Source organism: Streptomyces sp. NPDC001848, from assembly GCF_042891915.1.
GTDB lineage: Bacteria > Actinomycetota > Actinomycetes > Streptomycetales > Streptomycetaceae > Streptomyces.
In genome coordinates, this window is sequence record NZ_JBIATP010000025.1 from 1 (window position 1) to 24,130 (window position 24,130).

24 protein-coding genes, 1 tRNA gene and 1 pseudogene are annotated in these 24,130 nt (G+C 69.8%); 18 read left to right on the forward strand and 8 right to left on the reverse strand.

Annotation, left to right across the window (positions count from 1 at the left end):
- Positions 1 to 500: 500 nt before the first annotated feature.
- Positions 501 to 2,321 (forward strand): IS481 family transposase, encoded by a 1,821-nt coding sequence (locus tag ACFYZJ_RS35385; protein ID WP_388575619.1) that lies wholly within the window; start codon positions 501 to 503, stop codon positions 2,319 to 2,321.
- Between the two features lie 40 nt (positions 2,322 to 2,361).
- Here ACFYZJ_RS35385 and ACFYZJ_RS35390 read toward each other — a convergent pair whose 3' ends face one another.
- The 4 genes from ACFYZJ_RS35390 to ACFYZJ_RS35405 form a co-directional block, all read right to left on the reverse strand.
- A complete protein-coding gene (locus ACFYZJ_RS35390) occupies positions 2,362 to 2,751 on the reverse strand; it encodes a hypothetical protein (protein ID WP_388575375.1) in 390 nt (129 codons plus the stop codon).
- Positions 2,748 to 3,005 (reverse strand): hypothetical protein, encoded by a 258-nt coding sequence (locus ACFYZJ_RS35395; protein ID WP_388575378.1) that lies wholly within the window; start codon positions 3,003 to 3,005, stop codon positions 2,748 to 2,750. The genes ACFYZJ_RS35390 and ACFYZJ_RS35395 overlap by 4 nt, the downstream gene beginning before the upstream one ends.
- 83 nt (positions 3,006 to 3,088) lie before the next feature.
- The gene (locus ACFYZJ_RS35400) at positions 3,089 to 3,517 is read right to left on the reverse strand and encodes an ATP-binding protein (protein WP_388575381.1); all 429 of its coding nucleotides are present in this window, start codon (positions 3,515 to 3,517) and stop codon (positions 3,089 to 3,091) included.
- A 46-nt stretch (positions 3,518 to 3,563) separates the two neighbouring features.
- Complete coding sequence (locus ACFYZJ_RS35405; protein WP_361665484.1) at positions 3,564 to 3,971, reverse strand: NUDIX domain-containing protein; 408 nt, start codon at positions 3,969 to 3,971, stop codon at positions 3,564 to 3,566.
- Between the two features lie 107 nt (positions 3,972 to 4,078).
- Between ACFYZJ_RS35405 and ACFYZJ_RS35410 the strand changes: the two genes are divergently transcribed.
- The 10 genes from ACFYZJ_RS35410 (at position 4,079) to ACFYZJ_RS35455 (ending at position 10,945) form a co-directional block, all read left to right on the forward strand.
- On the forward strand, positions 4,079 to 4,867 hold the full coding sequence (locus ACFYZJ_RS35410) for a GntR family transcriptional regulator (RefSeq protein WP_361665459.1): 789 nt from the start codon (positions 4,079 to 4,081) through the stop codon (positions 4,865 to 4,867).
- Positions 4,868 to 5,035: 168 nt separating this feature from the next.
- Positions 5,036 to 5,392, forward strand: coding sequence for a hypothetical protein (locus tag ACFYZJ_RS35415; RefSeq protein WP_355899868.1), 357 nt, complete (start codon positions 5,036 to 5,038; stop codon positions 5,390 to 5,392).
- The gene (locus ACFYZJ_RS35420) at positions 5,392 to 6,768 is read left to right on the forward strand and encodes an FtsK/SpoIIIE domain-containing protein (RefSeq protein ID WP_388575384.1); all 1,377 of its coding nucleotides are present in this window, start codon (positions 5,392 to 5,394) and stop codon (positions 6,766 to 6,768) included. The genes ACFYZJ_RS35415 and ACFYZJ_RS35420 overlap by 1 nt, the downstream gene beginning before the upstream one ends.
- An 87-nt stretch (positions 6,769 to 6,855) precedes the next feature.
- Positions 6,856 to 7,482, forward strand: a complete 627-nt coding sequence (locus tag ACFYZJ_RS35425; protein ID WP_388575387.1) for a DUF2637 domain-containing protein — start codon at positions 6,856 to 6,858, stop codon at positions 7,480 to 7,482.
- An 11-nt stretch (positions 7,483 to 7,493) separates the two neighbouring features.
- Positions 7,494 to 7,685 carry a mobile element transfer protein gene (locus ACFYZJ_RS35430; protein WP_093765235.1) on the forward strand — a complete coding sequence of 64 codons (192 nt, stop codon included), beginning with the start codon at positions 7,494 to 7,496 and terminating at the stop codon, positions 7,683 to 7,685.
- A gap of 16 nt (positions 7,686 to 7,701) precedes the next feature.
- Entirely contained in the window at positions 7,702 to 7,896 is a 195-nt protein-coding gene (locus tag ACFYZJ_RS35435; protein WP_388575390.1) for a hypothetical protein, read from the forward strand.
- 25 nt (positions 7,897 to 7,921) lie between these two features.
- Positions 7,922 to 8,167: a SpdD protein gene (locus tag ACFYZJ_RS35440; protein WP_388575392.1), complete on the forward strand. Its 246-nt coding sequence runs from the start codon at positions 7,922 to 7,924 to the stop codon at positions 8,165 to 8,167.
- A 138-nt stretch (positions 8,168 to 8,305) separates the two neighbouring features.
- Positions 8,306 to 9,619 carry a replication initiator gene (locus ACFYZJ_RS35445; protein ID WP_388575394.1) on the forward strand — a complete coding sequence of 438 codons (1,314 nt, stop codon included), beginning with the start codon at positions 8,306 to 8,308 and terminating at the stop codon, positions 9,617 to 9,619.
- Positions 9,612 to 9,794 carry a helix-turn-helix domain-containing protein gene (locus ACFYZJ_RS35450; RefSeq protein ID WP_388575397.1) on the forward strand — a complete coding sequence of 61 codons (183 nt, stop codon included), beginning with the start codon at positions 9,612 to 9,614 and terminating at the stop codon, positions 9,792 to 9,794. The genes ACFYZJ_RS35445 and ACFYZJ_RS35450 overlap by 8 nt, the downstream gene beginning before the upstream one ends.
- A complete protein-coding gene (locus tag ACFYZJ_RS35455; protein ID WP_388575399.1) occupies positions 9,794 to 10,945 on the forward strand; it encodes a tyrosine-type recombinase/integrase in 1,152 nt (383 codons plus the stop codon). Before ACFYZJ_RS35450 ends, ACFYZJ_RS35455 begins: the two co-directional genes overlap by 1 nt.
- 68 nt (positions 10,946 to 11,013) lie before the next feature.
- Here ACFYZJ_RS35455 and ACFYZJ_RS35460 read toward each other — a convergent pair.
- Positions 11,014 to 11,089, reverse strand: a tRNA-Arg gene (locus ACFYZJ_RS35460).
- Between the two features lie 777 nt (positions 11,090 to 11,866).
- On the opposite strand from ACFYZJ_RS35460, the gene ACFYZJ_RS35465 reads away from it, so the two are divergent.
- Complete coding sequence (locus ACFYZJ_RS35465; protein WP_388575402.1) at positions 11,867 to 12,685, forward strand: phytanoyl-CoA dioxygenase family protein; 819 nt, start codon at positions 11,867 to 11,869, stop codon at positions 12,683 to 12,685.
- Complete coding sequence (locus tag ACFYZJ_RS35470; protein ID WP_388575405.1) at positions 12,682 to 12,957, forward strand: hypothetical protein; 276 nt, start codon at positions 12,682 to 12,684, stop codon at positions 12,955 to 12,957. The genes ACFYZJ_RS35465 and ACFYZJ_RS35470 overlap by 4 nt, the downstream gene beginning before the upstream one ends.
- 107 nt (positions 12,958 to 13,064) lie before the next feature.
- Here ACFYZJ_RS35470 and ACFYZJ_RS35475 read toward each other — a convergent pair whose 3' ends face one another.
- Positions 13,065 to 14,852, reverse strand: coding sequence for an acyl-CoA dehydrogenase (locus ACFYZJ_RS35475; protein ID WP_388575407.1), 1,788 nt, complete (start codon positions 14,850 to 14,852; stop codon positions 13,065 to 13,067).
- A 407-nt stretch (positions 14,853 to 15,259) separates the two neighbouring features.
- On the opposite strand from ACFYZJ_RS35475, the pseudogene ACFYZJ_RS35480 reads away from it, so the two are divergent.
- From ACFYZJ_RS35480 to ACFYZJ_RS35490, 3 genes and pseudogenes are all read left to right on the forward strand, one after another.
- Positions 15,260 to 15,925 (forward strand): annotated as a pseudogene (locus tag ACFYZJ_RS35480) (ScbR family autoregulator-binding transcription factor); the annotation flags it as partial.
- A 148-nt stretch (positions 15,926 to 16,073) separates the two neighbouring features.
- The gene (locus ACFYZJ_RS35485; protein WP_388575410.1) at positions 16,074 to 17,306 is read left to right on the forward strand and encodes a cytochrome P450; all 1,233 of its coding nucleotides are present in this window, start codon (positions 16,074 to 16,076) and stop codon (positions 17,304 to 17,306) included.
- A 155-nt stretch (positions 17,307 to 17,461) separates the two neighbouring features.
- Positions 17,462 to 18,094, forward strand: a complete 633-nt coding sequence (locus ACFYZJ_RS35490) for a ScbR family autoregulator-binding transcription factor (RefSeq protein WP_388575413.1) — start codon at positions 17,462 to 17,464, stop codon at positions 18,092 to 18,094.
- Positions 18,095 to 18,231: 137 nt separating this feature from the next.
- Here ACFYZJ_RS35490 and ACFYZJ_RS35495 read toward each other — a convergent pair whose 3' ends face one another.
- A complete protein-coding gene (locus ACFYZJ_RS35495) occupies positions 18,232 to 19,899 on the reverse strand; it encodes an IclR family transcriptional regulator C-terminal domain-containing protein (RefSeq protein ID WP_388575416.1) in 1,668 nt (555 codons plus the stop codon).
- A 97-nt stretch (positions 19,900 to 19,996) separates the two neighbouring features.
- Positions 19,997 to 21,271 carry a M6 family metalloprotease domain-containing protein gene (locus ACFYZJ_RS35500; RefSeq protein WP_388575419.1) on the reverse strand — a complete coding sequence of 425 codons (1,275 nt, stop codon included), beginning with the start codon at positions 21,269 to 21,271 and terminating at the stop codon, positions 19,997 to 19,999.
- A 311-nt stretch (positions 21,272 to 21,582) separates the two neighbouring features.
- Between ACFYZJ_RS35500 and ACFYZJ_RS35505 the strand changes: the two genes are divergently transcribed.
- Both ACFYZJ_RS35505 and ACFYZJ_RS35510 read left to right on the forward strand, forming a co-directional pair.
- Positions 21,583 to 22,227, forward strand: coding sequence for a TetR/AcrR family transcriptional regulator (locus ACFYZJ_RS35505; RefSeq protein ID WP_388575622.1), 645 nt, complete (start codon positions 21,583 to 21,585; stop codon positions 22,225 to 22,227).
- 169 nt (positions 22,228 to 22,396) lie between these two features.
- Entirely contained in the window at positions 22,397 to 23,932 is a 1,536-nt protein-coding gene (locus ACFYZJ_RS35510; protein ID WP_388575422.1) for an MFS transporter, read from the forward strand.
- The last annotated feature ends 198 nt before the right edge of the window (positions 23,933 to 24,130 follow it).

The following is a 24,130-nucleotide window of genomic DNA, read 5'->3' on the forward strand; positions in this document are numbered from 1 at the left end:
CCAGGCAAGCCACGGTCGGCAAGCTGCTTTGAAGCCACATCCGGCCCTCCCGGGCCACCGAACAACTTACGGAGCTGCTTTGGCGCGAGTGATCATGGCCCCGTAAGCTTCCGGCGCGTCGGGCAGTCTGTGGACCTGCCCGGTAAAGCACGACGTTGGGGCCATGATCTTCGAGGCTCGCGCCAAAGTGGCTGGCTAAAGTCGCGGAGCCGACCGGCCTCAGCCACAGAGGTTTTCTTCTGCTCTGCCCGCTGCACGTAGCGCGCCGCCTGGCGCGGCCAGCCGGGGCGAAGACAGGAGGCAGGCCGCGCCGCAGAGGCGGCGCGCGCCCGCGCTGTGCGCGGGCCTTGAACCCGTAAAGAAAGTTGTAACTCAGTCGGGGGCGTGGGGCTTGTCCGATCCCGGGTGATGCTTGACAGTTCGGTCCCAGCTGATGGTTGACAGTGGCCGTGATCGGTTTTTCTGTGCGCGTCGTTGCGGTGCGTGTGGGGAGGCCGGGATTGGCGCTGGTGGAGTTGTCGGTTGTTGAGCAGAGATACCGGGCTGTCCTGGCTGTGCTGGCGGGAGCGACGGTGACCGAGGTCGCCGCGTCGTTGGGGGTGTCCCGGCAGACGGTCAGCGGCTGGAAGGCCCGATATGCCGCCTCGGGTCTGGCCGGGCTGGCTGATCGTTCGCGTAGGCCGGCGTCGTGTCCGCATCAGGCCTCTGCCGAGGTGGAGACGGCGGTGTGTGAGCTGCGGCGCAAGCATCCTCGCTGGGGTCCGCGGCGGATCGCGCATGTGCTGGAGCGGTCCGGGACGGTGAGTCCGGTGCCGTCGCGGATGACCGTGTATCGGATCCTGGTCCGGCATGGCCTGGTGGAGCCGGGGGTGCGGCGCCGCAAGCGGTCGGATTACAAGCGCTGGCAGCGGGATCGGCCGATGCAGCTGTGGCAGATGGACATCGTCGGCGGCGTGATGCTGGTCAACCCGGTCACCGGGGAGCTGACCGAGGCCAAGGTCGTGACCGGGGTGGATGACCATTCCCGGTACTGCGTGATCGCGTCGGTGGTCGAGCGGGCGACCGGACGGGCGGTCTGCGCGGCCTTCGCCCGGGCCTTGCAGACGTTCGGGGTGCCGGAGGAGGTGCTCACGGACAACGGCAAGCAGTTCACCGACCGGTTCGGGCAGGGCGGTGAGGTGCTGTTCGATCGGATCTGCCGGGAGAACGGGATCGCGCACCGGCTCACCCAGCCGGCGTCGCCGACCACGACGGGCAAGGTCGAGCGGTTCCATCAGACGCTGCGGCGTGAACTCCTGGACGACTGCGGTGCGTTCGTGAGCATCGAGGCAGCTCAGGCGGCGCTGGATGCGTGGGTGCGGGAGTACAACTCCATGCGTCCGCATCAGGCGCTGGACATGCAGTCTCCGGGCGACCGGTTCACGCCGGTTGCCGAGCAGGAGCGGGACGTATTGGGCCTGAGGGTGCCCGGGGTGCTGGCGCTGGTGCCGCAGCAGCGGACAGCTCCTGCGGAGCCGGTGCCGGTCGAAGCATCGGCTGTTCCTGCCGGTCCGCCTGAGGTGGTCCCGGCAGTGGTGCCGGTGGACGAGGGTGGGCCGGTGGAGTTCGAGCGGGTGGTGCCTGCGAGTGGGAATCTGCAGGTCGCGGGAAAGCAGTTCTGGCTCGGACCGGCCCGCTCAGGACTGACGGTGACCTTCTGGGCCGACACCTCGGTGATCCATCTGCTGATTGCGGGAGCACGGATCAAGAGTGTGCGGTCGCACCTGTCGGTGGCGGATCTGGCGCGGCTGGCGGCCCGGGGCGCACGCGCGGCTGGACCGGCCCCGCTTCCGGCCGGCGACGGGGCCGCGTTCGAGGTGGACCGGGTCGTGAACAACAGCGGCCTGGTCGGCCTGGGCGGGCACCAGGTTCTGGCGGCGGAGATCCTCGGCGGCCGCCAGGTGGGTATCCGCATCGACGAGGAGACGCTGTCGTTCTTCGACCCGTCCTCGCGGGAACTGCTGCGGGTGCGGCCCAACCCGCTGACCAGCGAGGAAGTCCGCAGGCTGCGAGGCCTGCGTCCGGCCGGACCGCCACCGCGTCCCGGCATCGAGCCCGTGCGTGTGCAGCGGCGAGTCAGCGCGGTCGGCACCGTCATGGTCTGCCGCCAGGTCGTCTCCCTAGGCCGCCCCTACGCAGGGCAGACCGTAACCGTCCACGTGTCCGACACGAAGATCAGCGTCGAGCTGGACGGCCAGATCCGGGTGATCCGACGCACGACCGACGTCCCGGTCCGTAACGTGAAAGCGAACAAGCCCCACGGGGCTCCCTACGTTGTCTAGGCCCACCGTCAAGCATCACCTGGGACTGGAACGTCAGGCATCAGCTGGGATCCGACACGGGGGCGTGGGGCTTGAAGTCGTGGGCGCACGCTGGAAGTTCGGTGCCCTGACGGTGGACGAGCGGAAGAAAGCGCACCGGTCGGATGGTCCACGTCACGCGGGTGCTGCCCTGGGTAATGGCCACCGTGGACGGCTCGGCGCGCAAGAGGGCCCGCCTGGTTTGGATGCGGCCTTCGTACAGCCATGCCCACGCATCGTCGGAGGTTTGTGGGTCGAGTGCTGGAGAAATGGTGCGGAGTGCGACCGCGACCCATCTGTCGGCCTGGGGTGCGGAGTAGGCGTCGAAGGATGCCAGGAGTGCCGGCGGCCGGTCGTCGCTGAGGTCTTGCGTCCAGCATTCGCACCAGTAGCCGCGAACGGGGCCCTTCACGATGCCGCTCCTCGGGGGTAGGCCACGAGGACGTAGCGGGTGCTGTCGTCGTGCAGGGTGAGTTGGTAGGCCGTTCCGGTGGCCAGGTAGGCGAGGGCTCGTTCGTGTTCCGGTTCGTCGGTGAGCCAGTGGCGGCCTGGCCTGGCGTATGCGGTGTCGAGCTGGTCCGTGATGTGGCTCGTGCGCTCCCGGATCCAGCGCAATGCCAGGCGGGGGCTCGCGGCGCGGTGTGATCCCAGTGCGATGGATCGCACCTCGTGCAGGGGGTAGGCGACAGCCCAGCATTCGTATGAGGCGTGCTGTCCGCCTGAAGTCGGCTTTTCAGCCCTGGTCGACGTCAGCACGGGCGTCCTCCTGCCCTGGGCTGCGTGAAGAGTTCCGCTGTGACCGTGTAGCCGCCGTGGCTGTCGTGCACGACGACCCGGTGGGCGATGGCGCTGACCATTCCTAAGCCTCTGCCGTGCACGGCTTCCGTCCCCGGGTGCTCGACCTTCGGGGCGGAGTGCGTGCCGCCGTCGTCCGTGACCGACAGCGCGATCACCTGGGGCGAGACGGCGAGCGCCAGGTGGAAGCGGCCGGATGCCTGGCCGCTCGCCGTGTGCAAAATCGCGTTCGCGCTCAGCTCGCTGACGATCAGCTCGGCGTCCTCGGCCAGCGGTGAGCCGCGCAGGATGTCCCGCGTCCAGCGACGGGCCCGGCTGACCTCTTCCGGAAATCCTGGGCAAGTGAGTCCCCAAGTCCGGATCTGACTCGTATACTCGTGCATACAAGTTCCTTCATGCTGATAGGCCGCCATGTGCAGCGGGTTCGGGCTAGACGAGTTTCACGCCGTCGTGGGCGCGGATAGCAGGCGGAGACGCCGCGTCCATCGCGTCCAGGACGCGAATCGCGTACGCCTCGTCGGCAAGCGCGGTGACCTCTTCACGGGTGACCCAACGCAGTGCGCGGGTCTCGTCACCGGTGGTGGGGCTGCCGTCGGCGGCCTCGCAGCGGAAGACCAGCGAGACGATCAAGCCCTTCATGTTCTTGTAGACGCCGGTCAGGGTCGCGGGAAGTGCGATCTTGATTCCGGTCTCTTCGAGCACTTCGCGCTGGAGGGCTTCGGGGACGGTCTCCTCGCGTTCGAGGACTCCGCCCGGGGGCTCCCAGTGCCCGTTGTCACGGCGCTGGATCAAGAGGGCGCGGCCCTGGTCGTCGATGACGACTCCGGCAACGCTCACGGAGTGCGGACGGTCAGTGGTCACGTTCCTCTGCCCTCTCGGATGGCTAGGCTCTCCACCGTAGCAACAAGACTCAGCCACTCGTCTAGATACCTAAAGGAGTACTCGTGAGCCCTCTCCCTTCCGGCCTCCTCGGCGATCTCGACCCCACGAGCGATCGTGCGGTCTTCAGGCAGATCGCCGACCAGTTGCGCGAGGCCATCGACCGCGGGCGGTTCAAGGAGGGCGACAAACTGCCCTCCGAGGCCGATCTTGTCGAGCACTACGGGGTTTCCCGTATGACGGTCCGGAACTCCTTCTCCATCCTGCAGGGCGAGGGCCTGGTGCACGCCGAGCACGGCAAGGGCGTGTTCGTACGACCACGACCGCCCGTGCGGCGTCTGGCCTCTGACCGGTTCGCCCGGCGGCACAGGGAACAGGGGAAGTCCGCGTTCATCGTCGAAGCGAACGCGGCCGGCAGTCACCCGCAGGTCGACAGCCTGGAGGTCAAGGAGGAGAAGGCCAGTCAGGACGTCTCCGCCCGGCTCGGTTCCGTGCGGCGTGTGCTGGCTCGTCGGCGCCGGTATCTGCTGGACGGGCGGCCGGTCGAGTTCGCCACGTCGTATCTGCCGCTCGACATCGCGCGGGGTACGCCGATCGCCGAGCCCAACCCCGGCCCCGGCGGCATCTACGCCCGTCTCGAAGAGCTGGGCCATCGCCTCGACCACTTCGAGGAGGAGATCCGGGCCCGGATGCCCTCGCCTGCCGAGGTGAAGACGCTCCGGCTGGCCTCCGGCGTGCCGGTCATTCACCTGATCCGGACCGCCTACGACACCGAGGGCCGGGCCGTGGAGGTCTGCGACACGGTGATGGCGGCGGACGCGTACGTCCTGTCGTACCAGCTCCCGGCGACGTGATCGCATGAGCGGCGGTGGTGCGCGGGGCCGCTTCCTCGAACTCGTACACCCCAACGCGCTTACTCGTATAGACGAGTGGGCAAGTTGTGTGGCAAGGTAGTTGCGCGATCCCGGAGATCGGGTTCGCATGACGCATCATGTATAGACGAGTAGATAGGAGAGTGTGCCTTGCGCACCATCCGTGTGGAGACCTCGGCCGCAACGATCCTGCTGACCGAGGCGCCCGAGCCCAAGGTCCGCGACCGGCAGACCGGCGAGATCGCCAAGGACGCCAACAGCGGTGAGGCGCTGATGACGATCGGCGTCGTCTACATCGAGGACGGCGAGTCGTCGCTGATCAAGGTCACCGTCCCGGAGGGCGGCATCTCCGAGGGGCTGACCCTCGGGGCTCCGGTCTCGCTGCCCGGGCTCGTGGCCCGGCCGTGGGAGAGCGTCTTCAACGGGCAGCAGCGGCACGGCATCGCCTTCCGGGCCGCCGCCGTCACCCCGGCCGCGTTCCCGGCTGCCTCGGGGGCCGCTGCCTGATGACCGATCTGACGACACTGCTGGAGGTGGGTGGTCCTGTCGCCGCGCTGGGCGGCGGGGCCGCCTATGCCCGGGCCCAACACCCGGGCGTCTACTGGTCCACCATCGGCTTACCGATATCCACGGTCCGGCTGCTCAGCTCGTACAGCTCGGTTATGGAGGCCTGCGGACTGACCGTGGCGCCCTCCCGGCTGCGGGTCCTCGCAGTGAAGGCCACCACCCGGCGTGAGGTCCGTCCCGTTCCGCCGCGTCGGGGGATCATCCGCCCCACCTCGACCGGACTCCGGCTTCGTCTGAGGCTCGCTCCGGGGCAGGAACCCGCAGACGTCGCCACCTCGGCCGAACGGCTGCGGCACGCCTGGGGAGTTCACGCCGTCTACGTCACGACGGTCAAGCCTGGCGTGGTCGAACTGCGGCTTGTGGGCTTCGACGTCCTGCGGAAGGTCCGCATGCCGCGCAAGGTCGAAGAAGGGTTCCTCAAGGTGCCGGTGGCGCTGCGGGAGGATGCCACGCCCTTCGTGCGCGACTACCGGACCATCCCGCACCAACTGACCCTTGGGGCCACGCTGTCGGGCAAGTCCATGTATCTGCGCCACTTGATCGCCGGACTCGCCCGGCAACCGGTCGCCCTGGTCGGCGTCGACTGCAAGCGGGGCGTGGAACTGGCGCCGTTCGCCGCGCGGCTCTCGGCCCTGGCGACCGACCCGGAACAGGCGGCGGAGCTGCTGCCCGCGCTCGTGAAGGAGATGGAGGACCGATACGACTTGATCAAGGCTCGGCAGGGCATCGCGCCGGATACCCCTGACGAGGAGATCACCTCGGACATCTGGGGACTGCCCGAGAGCGAACGCCCGGTACCGATCGTGCTGTTCGTCGACGAGGTGGCAGAACTCTTCCTCGTCGCCACGAAGAAGGAGGAGGAACGGCGCGACGAGATGGTCACCCAGCTCATCCGCCTCGCCCAGCTCGGCCGCGCGGCCGGCATCTACCTGGAAGTGTGCGGGCAGCGCTTCGGCGCCGAACTGGGCAAGGGCGCCACGATGCTCCGGGCCCAGTTGACCGGCCGTGTCTGCCACCGCGTGAACGATGAGGCGTCGGCCAAGATGGCGCTCGGCGACATCGCACCCGAGGCGGTCATGGCTGCCTGCGCCATCGCTCCCGAGCGCCCAGGCCTGGCCGTGGCGGGCGACACCTCGGGCGGCTGGTCCCGCATCCGCACGCCGTACCTCTCCCTCAGCGACGCCGCCGAGATCTGCCGGGACTCGGCCCACCTGATGCCCGATGTTCTGTCCCTGAAGCCGTTCCGGCCCGACGTGCCCGCGCGACCGGTCGAGAAAGCGGCTCCGGCCGTGCGGCCGCTCCCGGTGAGCGACTGACCCTTCCACCTGCCCCATTCGATCGGCGTGACCGCCTCACGCCACGTCCCTACCCCTCCCATGCCTGAACCCGGAAGGAGCCGCATCGTGCGCGCCCAACTGGCCCGCGTGGACGCGGTGCTCGTCCAGGCGGTCATCGCCGCAGCGCTGTCCTTCGCCCACCTGCACGACATCGCCTCGGCGGCCGGGCAGGACGGTTGGAAAGCGTGGGCCTATCCCATCTCGGTTGACCTGCTCCTGGTCGCCGCCTGGCGCCGACTGCGGACGAGTGACGCGAAAGCGGCCGGGTGGTGCTGGTTCGTCATCGCGCTCGCCGCCTCCCTAGGCGCGAACGTCGCCACGGCCGGACTGCTCGACATGCACCAGGTGCCGGCCTGGCTGCGCATCCTCGTCGCGGGCTGGCCCGCGGTCGCCTTCCTCGGCGGAACGCTCCTCGCTCACTCGGCGCCGACGACTACCACCGCCGACGTCGAGGAGATCGAGGACCGGGAGGACGTGCCCGAACCTGCACCCGAGCCGCTCGCGCGACCGGCCGCCGTCGAGGCACCGCCCGAGCGTCGCGCCGTCCCCGTCCCGGCCGCTCTCGTCGACCACGCCCGCAAGGTCGCCGACGAACACCGAACCCGTACAGGAACCCCCATCGACATCCCCACCCTGCGCGCTCGGCTCGGCGTCCCCGCGCCCATGGCCGAAGCCATCGCCGCCCGCCTCTGAGAGGAGAGCCCATGACTGCCAACCGCCGCTTCCGCGACGTCACCCGCATCGGCCCCGTACAGGTCGGCACGTTCAACGACCACAGGGGCCGTGAGAAGCACACCGCCGCCTGCACAGCTCCGCGCTGCGGCTTCTCCGCCGACTACGACAGCCGCGCCGCCGCCGAGCTGGCCGCCCGCACCCACCGCTGCCCCGTCCGCTGAAGGGACCCCGAACCCCGTGACCGTCAGTCTGCCGCTCGTCGTCGTCCTCGGCTTCTTCGCCTGGGGAGCGGTCAAGTTTCTCGGCGTTCGTACCTGGATCGTCGTCCTGATCGCCCTCTTCGGCTTCTGGCTCTCCCACACCTTCCTGGCTCCCGCCATCGAGTCCGGCACGCGCTCCGGAGTCGACGTCGTAAACGGCACACATGACTAGACGAGTAGATGAGGAGAGCTCCGCTGTGTTCCTGCCCAAGTACCCCGACACCCCTACGCCGCCGCCCGCGCACACCCACACTCCGGCCGATCCGGCGCCCGGACGCCGAGCGCTCCCGCTGGTCTCCGTCAGCACCGGATCGGTTGCGGCCGTGGTCGTCGGTGGCGTGGTCCTCACCGCGCTCCTGGCCGCCGTCGCCGTCTCGGCCATCTCCGTGGCCATAGCCGCCGTGGTCCTGCGCTCAGTGCTCCGCGAACACCACCGGCGCTGAACAACGCGCGACACCCGGGGCGGCACAACACGACCAAGCATCCGCCGCCCCGGGCCCATCCCTCTCGACCGAGCCAGTCAGAAGGAGACAGCCATCTTCACCCGCACCACCCCGCCCCCGCTCCCGGAACTCGCAAGGATGGCCCAGCACGGCACCCTCCCGGGTATCCTCCGGCAGCTCTCCGGGCTCGGCGGCTGCACCAACCCGATCCGGCTCGACGGCCACCGCACCGAGTACGACGTGGACACGCGTACCGGCGAGATCGGCCGCGTCCTCCAGCACCTCGACTCGGCGGAGCTCCCGGCCGGTCAGCTCCTGGTCCGCTGCAACAACCGCCGCACGACCCGCTGCCCGGCCTGCGCCGAGGTCTACCGCCGCGACACCTTCCACCTGATCACCTCCGGCCTGCGCGGCGGCAAGGGCATCCCCGAACACGTCGCCGCACACCCGCGCGTCTTCGCCACCTTCACCGCACCCAGCTTCGGCCCGGTGCACAACCGCCCGACCGGCACGGCCGGCACCGTTCGCCCCTGCCGCTGCGGCGCCCTCCACGACCAGGACGACGACGTACTCGGCACCCCGCTCGACCCGGACACGTACGACTACGAAGCGGCCGTTCTGTGGAACGCGCACGCCGGTGCGCTCTGGCGGCGCTTCTCGGTCTACCTGCGCCGAGAGGTCGCCAAGCGGGCGGGGCTGTCACAGCGACGGTTCCGCGACCACGCGCGCGTGTCCTTCGCCAAGGTCGCCGAGTACCAGAAGCGCGGCGCCGTCCACTTCCACGCCGTCATCCGTATCGACGGTCCCGGCGGTGGAGACACCCCGCCTCCGTCCTGGGCCACCGCAGAGCTGCTGACGGATGCCATCCGCGCCGCCACCGCCAAAGTCCGCGTGGACGGTCCGGTCATCGACGGACGTGCGCACGTCTTCAGCTTCGGCCGCCAACTCGACGTCCGCACCATCCGCTCGGCTGACTTCAGCGGCGGCCAGGAGCTGACCGAGCGGGCCGTGGCCGCGTACATCGCCAAGTACGCCACCAAGGGCGCCGAGACAGCGACAGGTGCCCTCGACCGGCCATTGAAGTTCGTCGCCGAGCTGGCCCAGCTCGACATCAGCGACCACGCCCGCCGCCTCATCCGGACCGCATGGACCCTCGGCGCGCGCAAGGACCTCGAACACCTGAGGCTCCGCGCATGGGCCCACATGCTCGGCTTCCGCGGCCACTTCTCCACCAAGTCCCGCCGCTACTCCACCACCCTGGGCGCCCTCCGTGACGCCCGCGCCGAATGGCGCCGAGCCCAAGCGGCAGCAGCTCACGGAGCCGAGCCCGACACGACGTACGTCCTCGCGCACTGGGTCTTCGCCGGAACCGGCCTGTCGTCCGCCGAAGCCTGGCTTGCCGCATCCCTCGAACCCGCGCCCAGAACGGAAGGAGAACCCACACATGCATGACGACGAGCTGCTGACGGTGCCCGACGTGATGGCGCGGTTGAAGCTCGGCCGGTCCACGGTCTACGACCTGATCCGCTCTCGTCGCTTGCCCTCGATCACCATCGGCCGGTGCCGCCGTATCCCGGCACGGGCTGTCCGCGAGTACATCATCAACGAACTGGAGGCGGCCGCCTGATGGCGCAGCAACGCAAGCGGAACCCCAACGGGGCGGGCACCATCACCAAACGCAAGGACGGCCGCTTTCAGTGCGCGGTCTACGTCGTCCAGCCGGACGGCACCCGGGCCCGCAAGTTCGCCTACGGCAAGACCTGGGCCGAGTGCGACGCCAAGCGCCGTGAGCTTCTCGACAAGGTGGACCAGGGCGTACCCGTTCCCACGAAGTCGGCGAAGCTCTCCGAGTGGCTGCCGTACTGGCTGGACAACGTGATCAAGCCTCGGCGGAAGCTCAGCACGTACGACAAGTACGAGGCACACGTGCGGCTTTACTTGGTGCCGTTGCTCGGCGCGAAGCGGCTGGAGTCCCTGAGCGTCGCTGACGTACGCCGGTTCCTCGTGCGCCTGGAGAAGGAGACAACGGCGGCAACCGCCAAGGAGTCGCACCGAGTTCTGCGATCGGCTCTCTCCTCGGCATGCCGTGAGGAGCTGATCACGCGCAACGTCGCCAAGCTCGTCGAGCCTCCTCGCACCGACAACCGCGAGCTGAAGCCGTGGACTCTGGACGAGACGCTCGACTTCCTGGCCGCCTCTCGTAAGGATCCGCTTTACGCGGCCTTCGTGCTCGCCATCGCCATGGGCCTCCGCCGGGGAGAGATCGTCGGCCTGCGCTGGTCTGACATCGACCTGGACAACCGCGTCCTCTACGTCCGCCAGCAGACGCAGCGCCGTCGTGGCGTCCTCTACGACGACGACCCGAAGAGCCGTCGTCGCCGTGCCGTCCCGCTGCCCGCCCTCTGCATCGCTCCCCTGCGTTGGCACCGCATGAGGCAGGCAGCGGCTCGGGCCAAGGCGGGGGAGAAGTGGCAGGAGTCCGCCTACGTCTTCACGACCCGGACCGGCCGCCCGGTCGAGCCGCGCAACCTGTACCGCTCTTTCACCCGCATCGCCCACTCCGCCGGCCTCCGCGTCATCCGGCTGCACGACGCCCGTCACGGCACGGCGACGCTCCTCACGGCGGCCGGAGTCGCTCCCCGCGTCGTGATGGAGATCCTCGGGCACTCTCAGATCAGCATCACCATGGACGTCTACACCCACGTCGTCCAGGACACCCAGCGGGAGGCCATGAGCCACATGGACCGCCTGTTGCGGAGGCGCCCCGGTCGTCAGTGACCGCCCTCGTTGATGTCAAAGCTGGATGTCAAAGGCCACCTACCAAGATCGGTAGGTGGCCTTTCGGCTGGTGCCCCCGGCAGGATTCGAACCTGCGACACCCGCTTTAGGAGAGCGGTGCTCTATCCCCTGAGCTACGAAGGCCGGGCCTTGCTGAAACGTGGCTGAATACTCTGAGTGACTATTCGCCCCGGTTTTGGCAAGGGTGCGGACCGTCACCGAGGTGGCGGTCCCTGACAGGGTAGCGGATCGGGGTGGGGTTGGTGGGACGAGGCTGGTGCCTCAGCTCTGTTCATGATCGGCGGGTGCTGCTGTCGTCGCTGCGGTCGGTGGTCTCTGTGTCGGCGTCGGTGTAGGGGGGCCTTCTTTGTAGCGGGCTGCGCTGGTGGCGTTCTGAAGAAAACGGTCCGCCGCCGCGTTCCACCCTTCCGAGCATTGCCACACGTGGTCCGCGCGGATCCATCCTCTGCCCGAAGATTGGGGGCCCTGCTCCGGCCGCGTCGTCGTGCCGCTGGACGGCATGGAGGTTCGGGGCCTCCACGCCGTCCGGTCGGCGAACTTGCCGCGCGCCATCCGCGAGAAGTGGCGTGCCGCTGACGTACCGGAGGAGGGCCGAAGCGGGTATGCGACAGATCGCACGCCATGGCGTCGTCTTCGTCTCCGGCACTGCCGGAGAGCATGAACGACCTGGTCGCAGAAGGCCCATACACGCGAAGGATGCCACCCCCATCTCCGCGGACCCCGCAACAGGAACCAACGGATGGGGCGGGCACTGGACGGCCGACCCGGCATGCCCGCGGTACTGCGTGCCTTCGCCGCGGTCATGGCCCGCTTCGAGGCGCTGCGCACGCTGTATCCAATTACCAGCACTGGACGATTTCAGCCCACGACCGATCCGGACAGGGCACGTACGTTCCTCGCATGTCAACCAGCAAGCAACTCCTGACATCGGTTCAGGTGGCGCGCTTCGTCGCGCAGGGATTTCTGCGCCTGGACGGGGTGGTGCCGCAGGAGATCAATGACCGGGCCGTCGCGGCCTTGACCGAGGGCCTGCCGGAAGTGTCCTACGGCACTCCGCTGGGCAAGGCGTTCGCGCAGGACACCTTCGTCCACGAGCTGCTCACCCTCCCGGTCGTCGCAGGTGCCGTCGAGAGCCTGGTCGGCCCCGAGCCGACCGTCGACCACCATGCGGTTCATGTGCGCGAGCCGTACGAGGGGCAGGCGCAGCCGCTCCACGGAGACGCGATCACCGATGTGCGGCCGGATGCGTTCGACATCCAGCTCATGTACTACCCGCACGAGGTGACCGCCGAGATGGGCGGCACCCTCAGCGTGCCCGGAAGCCATCTGCGCCGGATCAACGAGACGGACGTCGGCCGCGTCCAGAACCTGAGGGGGCAGACCCGTCTGACCTGCCCGGCAGGCACGGTTGTTCTCGTGCACCATGGCATCTGGCACAGTGGCCGCCGCAACGACACCGCGGGCCGTCGTTACATGTACAAACTCCGCCTCGACCCGACCGTGCCGCAGGTGCGTCTGTGGGACGTCTCCGATCTGCACGACCCCGCGGTGACCGCGGAACTCAACACGTACTTCCCCTGGTACGAGTGGGCGACGGGCCGACTGGAGATCTACAACCGGGTCCTGCTGTGGCGGGCCCTGACCGGTGACGACTCGTTCGACATCGACTACTGGGTCACGCGCGTCAGCAACCGGCCGACCTTGAGGAGTCACGCATGAGGCAGCAGGTTCTGGTCCTCTATCTCGCGACGTCGGCGCTGGACTCCGATGTCGTGGGCTGGTCCCGCTACGACGGAACCGGCCGGACCCGCCCCACGACCGGCGACAGCGACGAACCGCCCTACCCCACCGGGCTCGCCGCACTGTGCGACGGGTGGCGCCTGTTCCAGGCCTCCCAACTGCTGCCGCCTCAGCCCGATCACGAGTACGACGTCTCCTTCCTCAAACACGAGTTCTTCTTCGAGAAGGTGGAGCAGGGCTCTCGCCCCTGACCCGGTGCTGGGAACTGCTGCTCCTGTCCGGTGGGTTGCTGCATGTCGGCCGCCGGCGCTCGACCGGCCCCCTCCCGCCGACTTCCCGGGGGTCCCGCCGGGTCCGCCTACGCCGGCCCCTGCCCCGCGTTCTCCATGGTTCGCACGACGGTGCCGCCGCTCGCGATGGGGATCGACGACAGCAGCTCCACCGGGAGGTCGAAGGCATCGACCAGGGTCATCATGTGTGGTGCCAGGTCGGCGACGGTCGTGTCCAGGGTCTTCGGCAGCGACCGGACCTGGTCCGCGGTCAGGTGGCCGTCGGCCAGCAGGTCACCGGTGTGCTCGCGGATCTGGCGGAGCAGGAACAGGCGGCACAGGGAGCGCAGCAGATCACGGGTCCTGGGGTCCGCGGCCCTGCCGGCGGCCGCGATGAACGCGTCGGCCGCCTGCAGGCGGGCGTGTGCCGAGACCATTTCCAGGGCGGCGGCGGAGGTGACGTTCCAGCGGCCGACCGGGTCGCCGGACGGGCCCTCGCGCAGGGCGGTGCGGGCCCGTGTCTGCCAGAGTGCCTCGGCCTGGGCGAGCAGGCCGCGCAGGAAGGAGAGGTCCGTCAGGTCGCCGGCCGGCATGGTGGCCTCGGGCGCCTGCGGCCGGTGGCCGAAGACCATCTCGGAGGCGGCCTTCACCCAGATCACCAGGTTGTCGCCCTCGGCGGTGATGCCGCCCTCGATGTTCGCCGGCAGGTCCGAGATGCCGTTGGCGGGAAACAGGCCCTGCGCACCGCAGCGTTCGCGGCACTCGGTGGTGATCGAGCGGGCCTGCCAGGTGATCCAGCCCTTGGCGATCGCCGCGAGCCGCTCGACCTCCTCGCGGTCCTCCTCGGTGTGTGCGGCGAACCGGTCCACCACCGTGCGGTGCAGGAACGTCATCGCGTACGCCGTCGCCAGGCCGTCGAGCAGCCGGCTGTGGTGGCTGCGGTGGGCGGCGACCGGTATGCGCTCGCCCGCCCTGGGGCCGGCGATCAGACGGCTGTGGGCGTAGCGGACCGCGATGGTGAGCGCGGCGCGGGTCATGCCCAGGGTGCCGGCGCTCATGCACAGCTTGCCCATGGTGACGCGGTTGATGGAGCGCAGGAACCGCTTGCGCCTGTTGCCGAGGTTGCTGGTCAGCGTGCCGTCCGGGGCCAGGCGTCCGTGGTCGGCCTCCAGGAGCGCCTGGCGTGGCAGCCACACGTGGTCGAAGGATGTGAGGGCGTGGTCGACCGGGGTGCCGGTGCGCTCCGGCAGTCGACGGACCGTCACTCCCGGCAGGTGCCCGCTCTCGTCGCTGAGCGGGGTGAGGAAGAGGAACACGCCCTGGTCCTCCTCGTCCACGACGAGCCGGGCGGCGACGACCGCCGTCTTGGGGCCGCCGGCCAGGGTGGTGTTGGGCATGAACTTCTGTGCGCCGGGCGTCGGCGTGTGCAGGTGGAAGCCGCCGCTCGTGCGGTCGAGGACGGCGACGGTCTCCAGCGCGGCCACGTCGTTCCCGTGCTCCAGCTCCGTGCACAGAAACGTTCCTGTGCTGCGGAGCGAGCTGAAGGCGGACAGGTCGCGGCCCGCCTGGTCGTGGTCGACGAGGCTGCCCAGGAAGAGGTTGTAGTGAATGCTCGCGACGGTGGTGAGCCCGCCGTCCACCGGACCGATCCACTCGTGCAGCGCAGCCAGTCGGTGCGGGTCGGCCGCGAACCGCAGTGGATCGTCGAGGGTGTCGTTGAGGAGGCGCAGACGGTCGTAGGAGAGAGCGGTCCGCTCGGCGGCGGACAGGCCCGGTCGGTGTGCGAACGCCCGATCGGAGATCGCCCTGCGCCAGACGCCGTGGGTACGGTCGCGGTGAGCGCCCTCGAAGAGGAGGTGTGCCAGGTCGTCGGCCACCGGGTGTGTCTGGGCCCTGTCTTCCGTTCCTGACGTGGTTTCAGCCTCTGCTGTCGGTTTGCTTCGTGGCGCTGGTTCGGTCTGTGGCGTTGGTTCGGTTCCTAAGGTGGATTGCGTCCCTGACGTTGCTTCGGTTCCTAACGTCTCGGACGTCGTGACAGTCATTGAGCTTTCCCCTGGTGTGGGTCTGAGTCTGTGCGTCTGGGTCTCGAGTCAGGCGCGAAGCAGAATCGAAGATACGTACCAACCGGTTTTCTTTTCAACCCCTCCGGCCGCCTCTAGGGCCTTCATGGCTACCGTTCAGCCCCTTTTCACCCATGAGTATCCGTTTCTCTCCCGCTCAGCATCAGGGTTGTAAAACCGTTTGCCTGGTTTTATTGTCCGGTGCGACGGAGAGGGGACGGCTTGTGGCACGGCAGGAGCGGGCCATTCGTACGCGGCGGGCGATCCTGGTCGCCGCTGCGCAGGTGTTCGACGAGGTCGGGTACGAGGCGGCGACGATCTCCGACGTACTGAGCAGGTCGGGCGTCACCAAGGGTGCCCTGTACTTCCACTTCGGCTCCAAGCAGGAGCTGGCCCAGGCGGTGCTGGCCGAGCAGGTCTCCTCGCTGCCGCGCGTCGCCGAGCAGGAGTTGAAGCTGCAGGAGTCGCTGGACGAGGCGCTGCTGCTGTCGTACCTGCTCCGCGGCGACACCGGCGACCCGATCGTCCAGGGAAGCGTGCGCCTGACCGTGGACCAGGGGTCGCCCAAGGACCACCTCAACCGCCGGGTTCCGATGCAGGAGTGGACCGAGCACACGCAGGCCCTCTTCGAGGAGGCCAAGCAGAGGGGCGAACTCCTCCCGCACGTCGATGTCACCGCGCTCGCCAAGCTGTTCGTCGGCGCGTTCACCGGGGTCCAGGTCCTGTCGCGGATCATGACCGAGCGAGTGGACCTGGCGGAACGGGTCGTCGATCTCTATCGGTTCCTGATGCCGTCCGTGGCCGTACCGGGGATCCTCGTCCGCCTGGACTTCTCTCCGGAGCGGGGGCCGAAGGTGTTCGAAGCCGCGATGAGACGGCGCGAGCAAGAGCGTGAGCAGGATCGCGAGCAAGAACACGAGCAGGTACGCGAGCAAGAGCGCGAGCAGGTGCGCGAGCAAGAACGCGAGCAAGAACGCGAGCAAGCGGACCGACCGGTGACCGGCCGGTCGGCCGACCGATCGAACGGAGTGCACCTCCATGGACATGACGGAGTGCCCGTACGCCCTTGACGTGACCGGACGTGACCTGCCGGGCGAGACCGCGCGGTTACGGTCGCGGGGGCCCGCCGTCGAGGTGGAACTGCCGGGCGGGGTGCGCGCCTGGGCCGTCGTACGACAGAAGTACGTCAAGCGACTCCTCATGGATCCCCGGGTCTCGAAGGACGCCCGCCGGCACTGGCCCGACTTCGTCGCCGGCCGTGTCGGTGAGGACTGGCCGTTGTACCCGTGGGTGGCGAACGAGAACATGCTCTTCGCCTACGGGGACAGCCATGCGCGGCTGCGCCGGCTGGTCGCCGCAGCCTTCACCGTCCGCCGTACCGAGGCGCTGCGGCCCCGCGTCGAGCAGCTCACCGGGGAGCTGCTCGACGAGCTGGAGGCGCTTGCGGACGGCGAAGTGGTCGACCTGCGGGACCGGTTCGCCAAGGTGCTGCCGATGCGAGTGATCTGCGAGCTGTTCGGCGTCGCCGACGAGGCGCGCGAACCGCTCTGCGCCGACCTGGAGTTGGTGTTCGGTACGGCGGTGCCCGGGGACGAGATGGCCGCGGCGCAGGTGCGGGTCTTCGGGATGCTCGGCGAACTGGTCGCGGCGAAACGGGCCAGGCCCGGCGACGATCTGACGACCGCGCTGATCGAGGTCCGGGACAGCGACGACGGCCGGCTGACCGAGCAGGAACTCCTCGGCACGCTCTACCTGATGATCGCCGCGGGCCAGGAGACGACCTGCACCCTCATCACCAACGCCGTCGGAGCCCTGTGCGCGCACCCGGAGCAGCGCGCGCACGTCCTTCAGGGCCGCGCGGACTGGGCCGACGTGGTGGCCGAGACGCTGCGCACGCACGCGCCCGCCGCCTACTCGCCGATGCGGTTCGCCGTCGAGGACATCGAGCTGGACGGGGTGCTCATCAGGAAGGGCGATCCGATCCTGGTCTCCTTCGCGGGTGCGGCCGCGGACCCCGAGGCGTACGGGGACGAGGTGAGTGTCTTCGACGTACTGCGGCCCGGTCGGAGGGACGACCTGGCCTTCGGGCACGGTGTCCATCGCTGCCTGGGCGCGCCCCTGGCCCGGTTGGAGGCGACGTCCGCCCTGGCGGCGCTCTTCACCCGGTTCCCGGGCCTGAGGTCGGCGATTCCCCTCGATGAGATCGAGCCGGTGCGGTCCTTCATCGTCCACGGCTACGGTGCTCTGCCGGTCGTGCTTCGCCCCGACTGACGGAACTCAGGGGACTGAGGGGGACTGGGGAGGTGGCGGGCTGGCTGAACCGGCTGAACTGGCGAACTCGCGAACTGGCGAAACTGAGCGGAGAGGATCAAACCGCATGGACGGTTTGTTATGCTCTTCGTACCCGCGCAGCAACGGAGCGTCTGATGGCCAAGCAAGAACGTGCTGTCCGCACGCGCAACGCCCTGATCGAGTCCGCCGCCGAACTGTTCAGCCGCGACGGCTACGAGTTGGTCTCGCTGGCGACGATCAGCGCCAGGGCCGGGGTCAGCAACGGTGCGCTGCACTTCCACTTCCCCAGCAAGGCCGACCTCGCCGCGGCCGTGCGGAGCGCGGCGGCCGGGCGGTTCGACCGGATCGTCTCCGCCGAGCGACCGCCGCCCCAACTCGGCGGTTCGCTGCAGGCGCTGGTTGACACAAGTCATGCGCTGCTGCTGAGCCTGCGTCAGGACGTGGTCCTGCGCGCCGGATTCTGCCTCGACGGGGTCGCGGAGGACGCCGGCCGCGGGGTGAGCCTCCACGAGCGGTGGCACGCCTGGGTGGACGACATCGTCGCCCGGTGCGCGCGGGAAGGGCTCCTCTCCGATGTCGCGCCCCGGGACCTCGTGGCCACGGTGGTGGGCGCGACGGTCGGTTTCGCCGAGCTGGGCGGGCACGACGTGCGCTGGCTGTCCCGCATCACGCTCACCCGCTTCTGGTCGCTGCTCCTGCCGCGCATCGCCACGGCGCCGACGCTGCGCAGGGTGATGGCCACCGGCAGACAGGCGGAGGTGGTCTGATCCGTCCCGTCCCGTCGCATCCCATGGCGTCCCGTGGCCACCCGTCGAGTCGCGCCTCGTCCCGCCCCGTCCCGTCGCGAGGGCGAGGTCGCGAGGAAGCAACGCCGCCGGGCCGCAGTCCCCCAACCGTCACCTGGTCAGGTGTTCGGCACCCTCCGGAACCGCCCCGCCACCCCGAGGTCCGCCTCGATCCGCGCCGCCGTCGCGTGCAGCTGCGGCAGGATGTCCGTCACGCACTCCTCGGGCGTACGGCGGCTGCTGTGCATGGCCACGTTGACCGCCGCCACCACCCGGCCCCCTCGCTCCCGCACCGGAACCGCGATCGACCGCAGCCCCTCCTCCAGTTCCCCGTCGACCAGGGCGTACCCGTCGCGCCGTACGCGGTCCAGCACGGCCCTCAGCTCGGCCGGGTCCGTGACCGTCAGCCGCGTCAGCGGGGCCGGTTCGGGCAGTGGCGGCTCCGGCAGGTCCGCGAGCATCACCCGGCCCAGCGCGGTCGCGTAGGCCGGCAGCCGGGCGCCGACCGTGACGTTGACGCTCATGATGCGGCTCGGGGCCACCCGGGCCGTGTACTGGATGTCGTCACCCGTCAGCACCGCCAGCGACGTCGACTCGTGCACCCGATCGGACAGGGCGGTCAGGTGCGGGGTCGCGATGTCCGACAGGGTCGTGCGCGACAGCGGCGGAAAGCCGAGGCCCAGCACGCGCGGGGTGAGCCGGAAGAAGCGGCCGTGGGTGGTGACGTAGCCGAGGTGCTCCAACGTGATGAGCGCCCGCCGTGCCGTGGCCCGGGCCAGCCCGGTCGCCTCGGCCACCTCCGTCAGCGTCAGCTCGGAGCGGCCCTCCCCGAACGACGTGATCACCGTCAGACCGCGGGCCAGCGACTCCACGAACTCCCGCCCCAGCTCCTGCTTGGACGCCCCTGTCCAGGCCGCGAGCCCCGAGGGCGCCGTGGGCACCGCGGGCGGCGCCTCGCGCAGCTCCCGCTCCATCGCCGCGACCGCCGTGCGCAGTCGGGGCAGCAGCGCCTGGCGCAGATCGTCCACCGTGTGTCGGCTGGTGTGGCTGACCACGCTCACCACACAGGCGATCCGGCCGTCCGCCTCCCGCACGGGCATGGAAAGGGCCACCAGGCCCGGCTCGATCAACTGGTCGTCCAGCGCCCACCCCCTGGCCCGCGCCCGTCCCGTACGCTCCTCGAAGTCGTCACCCAGGCTGTGGCCTCCGGAACCGTCGAGCGGGCGGCTGCGCGCCGGCACCGCCGGGAAGCAGCGGTCCTCGGGGTCCGCCGCGCGCCGTGCGTGCCACCGCGCCCAGTCGTCCTCTTCCCATTCGGTCGCGAACAGCGGCCCCGGAGCGGTGCGTTCAGCGGGCAGCAGATCGCCGATGCGGAAGCTCAGCGACATCGCGCGGCGCCGGGTCGCCTGGTGGATGAAGCGGATGCCGTCCAGGTCGGCGACCGCGAGCGACACCGACTCGTCCAGCTCGTCGGCGAGCGCGTCCGCGTGCGCGTCCAGCAGTTGCGGCAGCCGCAGCGCCGCGAGGTAGGCGTTGCCCAGCTCCATCAGCCGCGGCGCGAGCACGACGTCCCGCCCGTCGAGTCGTACGTACTCCATCCGGGCGAGGGTGGCCGTGATCCGGTCGACCGTGGACCGGGCGAGCCCGCTGGCCCGCTCCAGGGCGCTGAGGCTGCAGCTGCCGTCGGCGTCGGTGAGCCGCCGCAGCACGTTGAGGCCGCGCATGAGGGGGGCGACGGCTTCGGCCGGGATGGCGGTGTCCGGTGCCGGGGTGACGTTCGGGAGCATGGGGTCACGGTAATGCGGGGCCCGCCGCGCGCCGTGTCATCCACGGCGCAGGGCCCCCGAACCTCCGTATGCCTTCGGTGGGGCACCTCCGGGCGCGTCAGCGCCGGGTCACCCGGACCCGGTAGTCGCCGGACGGCTCCTTCGCCTCGACGGTGAGGACGATCCCCTCCCTGGGGTCCGCGAAGCTCTGCCCGGGTACGAACGGTGCGTCGGACAGCTCGGCCTGCACGTTCGGGCTGCGGGAGCAGCCGCCGCTGTCGGGTGTGGAGTCGTAGACCTGGATGGGACCGTTGCCGGTGTCGACGTCCGCGTCGACGCGGTAGACGAGGACACCGGGTCGGCACACCACCGCGTCGTTGCCCTCGCGGGTGCGCAGCTCCAGGGCGTAGCCGGCCCTGGAGCTGATCGGCAGGAAGACCAGTTTGCGGCCGCCGGCACGGGCCAGCGGGGTCAGCGTGTACTCGCCGGTGCCGTGCGCGGTCACACAGGTGATCTGGGAGTCGTCGAGCCAGCCGAGCTTCCACTTGTGCCAGGCGAGCATGTCGTTGTCGGCGCCCCAGTCCTCGCTCATGATGTCCCAGTGCCCGACGGCGCCGCCGCCCTCCTGGGTGTAGAGGTCGGGCAGGCCGAAGACGTGGCCGTTCTCGTGGGGCAGGACCCGGAAGCCGGTCTGCGGGTAGGAGCCGGAGCCGTCGTCCTGGCGGCTGTAGATGAAGGACGCGTTGGAGACGGGGACGCCGTCGGCGACGGGGGCCTCGGCGTTGCCGGCGAAGGTCACCGACAGGACGGTGTCCAGGGCGGAGGGGCCGGCGTTCGGGGTGACGAGTACGTTCACCAGGTCGTAGTGGCGGAAGTCGACCTGGGGGTCGGCGGCGGTCACGATGTCCTGCACCAGTTCGCGGTAGCCGGGGTCGAAGGGGGCACCGCGCTGTATGCCGTACGCCCTGAACGGCTTCGGCATGCGCAGCCAGTGGCGTATCGGGGCCTCGGTGCGGTAGTCGAGACGGCCGTAGGAGCTGGTGGTGAACCACTGGCGGGTCTGCGGGACGAACTCCGCGAGCCGGTCGAGCGCGTTGCCCTGGCCTGGGGCGTCGGAGAAATCGATCATCAGGTTCAGGGCGTGGACGGTGCCGGTGGAGCGGGCGTAGCCGGTGGGGGTGGGGATGCTCTCCGGCATCAGCACGCGGTTGTGACCGTGGAGCATGCAGGGGCGCAGCGCCGAGGCGCGCGCCGGGGCTATGGGGCCCGCGGTCGTGGAGCCCGCCGTCAGGGGTGCCGTGCCGGCGGAGGTGGAGACCGCCAGCGTCAGGAGGGTGACCGAGGCGAGCGAGGCGGCGCGTCGCGGGCGTATCCGGCGGCGGGACAGCTGCATGCGGTGGCCCTTCGCTCCACGGCAGCCGCGGCCTCACGGGCTGCACCCTTGCGATCACCCTGTGCCGCGGGGTGCGGGGGCGCGCGCTGGGGGAGGCCGAACGAGGGGTTCGGGGGCGGGGGAAGGGTGACGGTGGCGGTGGGGAGGTGTGGGGATCGGCCGACGACCCAGGGATGTGACACAGGTCACAAGGAAAGGATGCGTGTCGGGAAATAACCGGGGACCGATTCCCCGTTTAGCCCAGTGTCCGAGCGAAACGGGGACTCAATCCCCGGATCGTGATCCACTCGCCTCTCCCCGAGGAGTACGCCGTGCAGACCGCCCTCCACGTGCAGCAACGGGCGTCCCGGCCGCGGGCCGATGCCCTGCGCAACCGGGAGCGGATCGCCACCGCCGCCCGGGAGATGTTCGTCGAGTTCGGCCCCGACGTGCCGTTCGACGAGATCGCCCGCCGGGCCGGCGTCGGCAACGCCACGGTGTACCGCAACTTCCCCGACCGCGACGCCCTGGTCCGCGAGGTCGTCTGCTCGGTCATGGACCGTACCTCCGAGGTCGCGGAACAGGCGCTGGCCGAGGAGGCCGACCCCTTCGAGGCGCTGGAGCGCTTCGCGCACGCCGCCGCAGACGAGCGGATCAGCGCGCTGTGCCCCATGCTCTCCGGCACGTTCGACAAGCACCACCCGGACCTGGAAGCGGCCCGACAGCGCGTCGAGCGGCTCGTCGAGGAGCTCATGGACCGCGCCAAGGCGGCCGGCACGCTCCGTCCCGACGTGGGCGTCGGCGACCTGATGGTCGCCATGGCCCAGCTCAGTCGGCCCCCGGCCGGCACGGCGTGCTTCAACGTCGACCGTTTCCTTCACCGCCATCTTCAGCTGTTCCTGGACGGTCTGCGGGCTCCCGCCCGCTCGACGCTGCCGGGCACCGCCGTGACCGTGGAGGAGCTGCGCCAGTCCTGAGCGATCAGTAACGACAGGTAGCGACATCCAGCGATTAGTTCTGGGCCCCGCCCAGGTCATCCCTCACAGCAGAGCTTCCGGCCGTCAACGACGACGAGCCGTCATCATCCGCCACTTTCGTCACCTTCCGTCACCTCTTTCTCTACGACGTCCCGGAGTGGGTACCCCCATGTCTCAAACAGCCTCAACGGCCCCTGGCGTCCCCGACGCCAATCGCTGGAGGGCGCTCGTCTTCATCGCGCTCGCCCAGCTGATGGTGGTCCTCGACGCCACCATCGTGAACATCGCCCTCCCGTCCGCCCAGCAGGACCTGGGGATATCCGACGGCGACCGGCAGTGGGTCGTCACCGCCTACGCCCTCGCCTTCGGCGGTCTCCTCCTCTTCGGCGGCCGGATCGCCGACCTGTGGGGCCGCAAGCGGGCCTTCGTGCTCGGTCTGACCGGCTTCGCCGCGGCCTCCGCGCTCGGCGGCGCGGCGCAGAGCGGCGCGATGATGTTCGGCGCCCGCGCCCTCCAGGGCGTCTTCGGCGCCCTGCTCGCCCCCGCCGCGCTCTCCCTGCTCGCGGTGATGTTCACCGACGCCAAGGAACGCGCCAAGGCGTTCGGCATCTACGGCGCGATCGCCGGTGGTGGCGGTGCCGTCGGTCTGATCCTCGGTGGCTTCCTCACCGAGTACCTGGACTGGCGCTGGACGTTCTTCGTCAACGTCCCGTTCGCCATCGTCGCCGCGGCCGGCGCGTACTTCGTCATCCGTGAGCCCCAGGGCAGCCGCAACCGCTCGCCGCTCGACATCCCCGGCGTCGTCCTGTCCACCCTGGGTCTGGTTTCGCTGGTCTACGGCTTCACCCGTGCCGAGTCCGACGGCTGGAGCGACTCGCTGACGATCACCCTGTTCGTCGCCTCGGTGGTGCTGCTCGCGGCCTTCGTGTTCACCGAGTCGAGGCTCAAGGCCCCGCTGCTGCCGCTGCGCGTCATCACCGACCGCAACCGCGGCGGTGTCTACCTCTCGCTCGGCCTCGCGATCATCGCGATGTTCGGCACGTTCCTGTTCCTCACCTACTACCTGCAGGTCGTCAAGGGCTACTCGCCGGTCAAGACCGGCTTCGCCTTCCTTCCGATGGTCGCCGGTATGATCACCGGCTCCACCCAGATCGGCACCCGGCTGATGACCCGCGTCCCGGCGCGGCTGCTGATGGGCCCCGGCTTCCTGGTCGCGGCCACCGGCATGTTGCTGCTGGCCCAGCTGCAGGTCGGTTCGTCGTACGGCTTCCTGGTGCTGCCGGCGCTGGTGCTGCTCGGCCTCGGCATGGGTACGGCGTTCATGCCGGCCATGTCCCTGGCCACCTACGGGGTCCAGCCGCGGGACGCCGGTGTCGCCTCCGCGATGGTCAACACCTCGCAGCAGGTGGGCGGTGCGATCGGCACGGCCCTGCTGAACACGATCGCGTCCTCGGCGACGGCCTCCTACATCAAGGACCACATCGCCACCGCCACCTCCAAGCCGCAGGCCCAACTGGTCCAGCTGCAGGGCATGGTGCACGGCTACACCGGAGCCATCTGGTTCGCCGTCGGGATCCTCGTGCTCGCCGCGACGGTCGCCCTGACCTTCGTGAACGCCGGTCGCCCGGGTGCCGCGTCGGTCTCCGGCCAGGGTGCGGGCGAGGGCACCGAGGACGAGGTGCAGGTCCCGGTGGTCGCCCACTGAGGCGCGTCCAGAGGGGTATCCGTAGAGAACCGAGCCCATGGGCACGGACGAGGAAGGGGACGTCTCGTCCGTACGTCTGAAGGAATCCGCCCCGGCTCCGCCGATCCGGTGGGGCCGGGGCGGATCTGTGTCTGGTGGGGCCGGGGCGGATCTGGATCTGTGTCCGGTGGACTCGGGGCGCGACCTGTGTCCGATGGG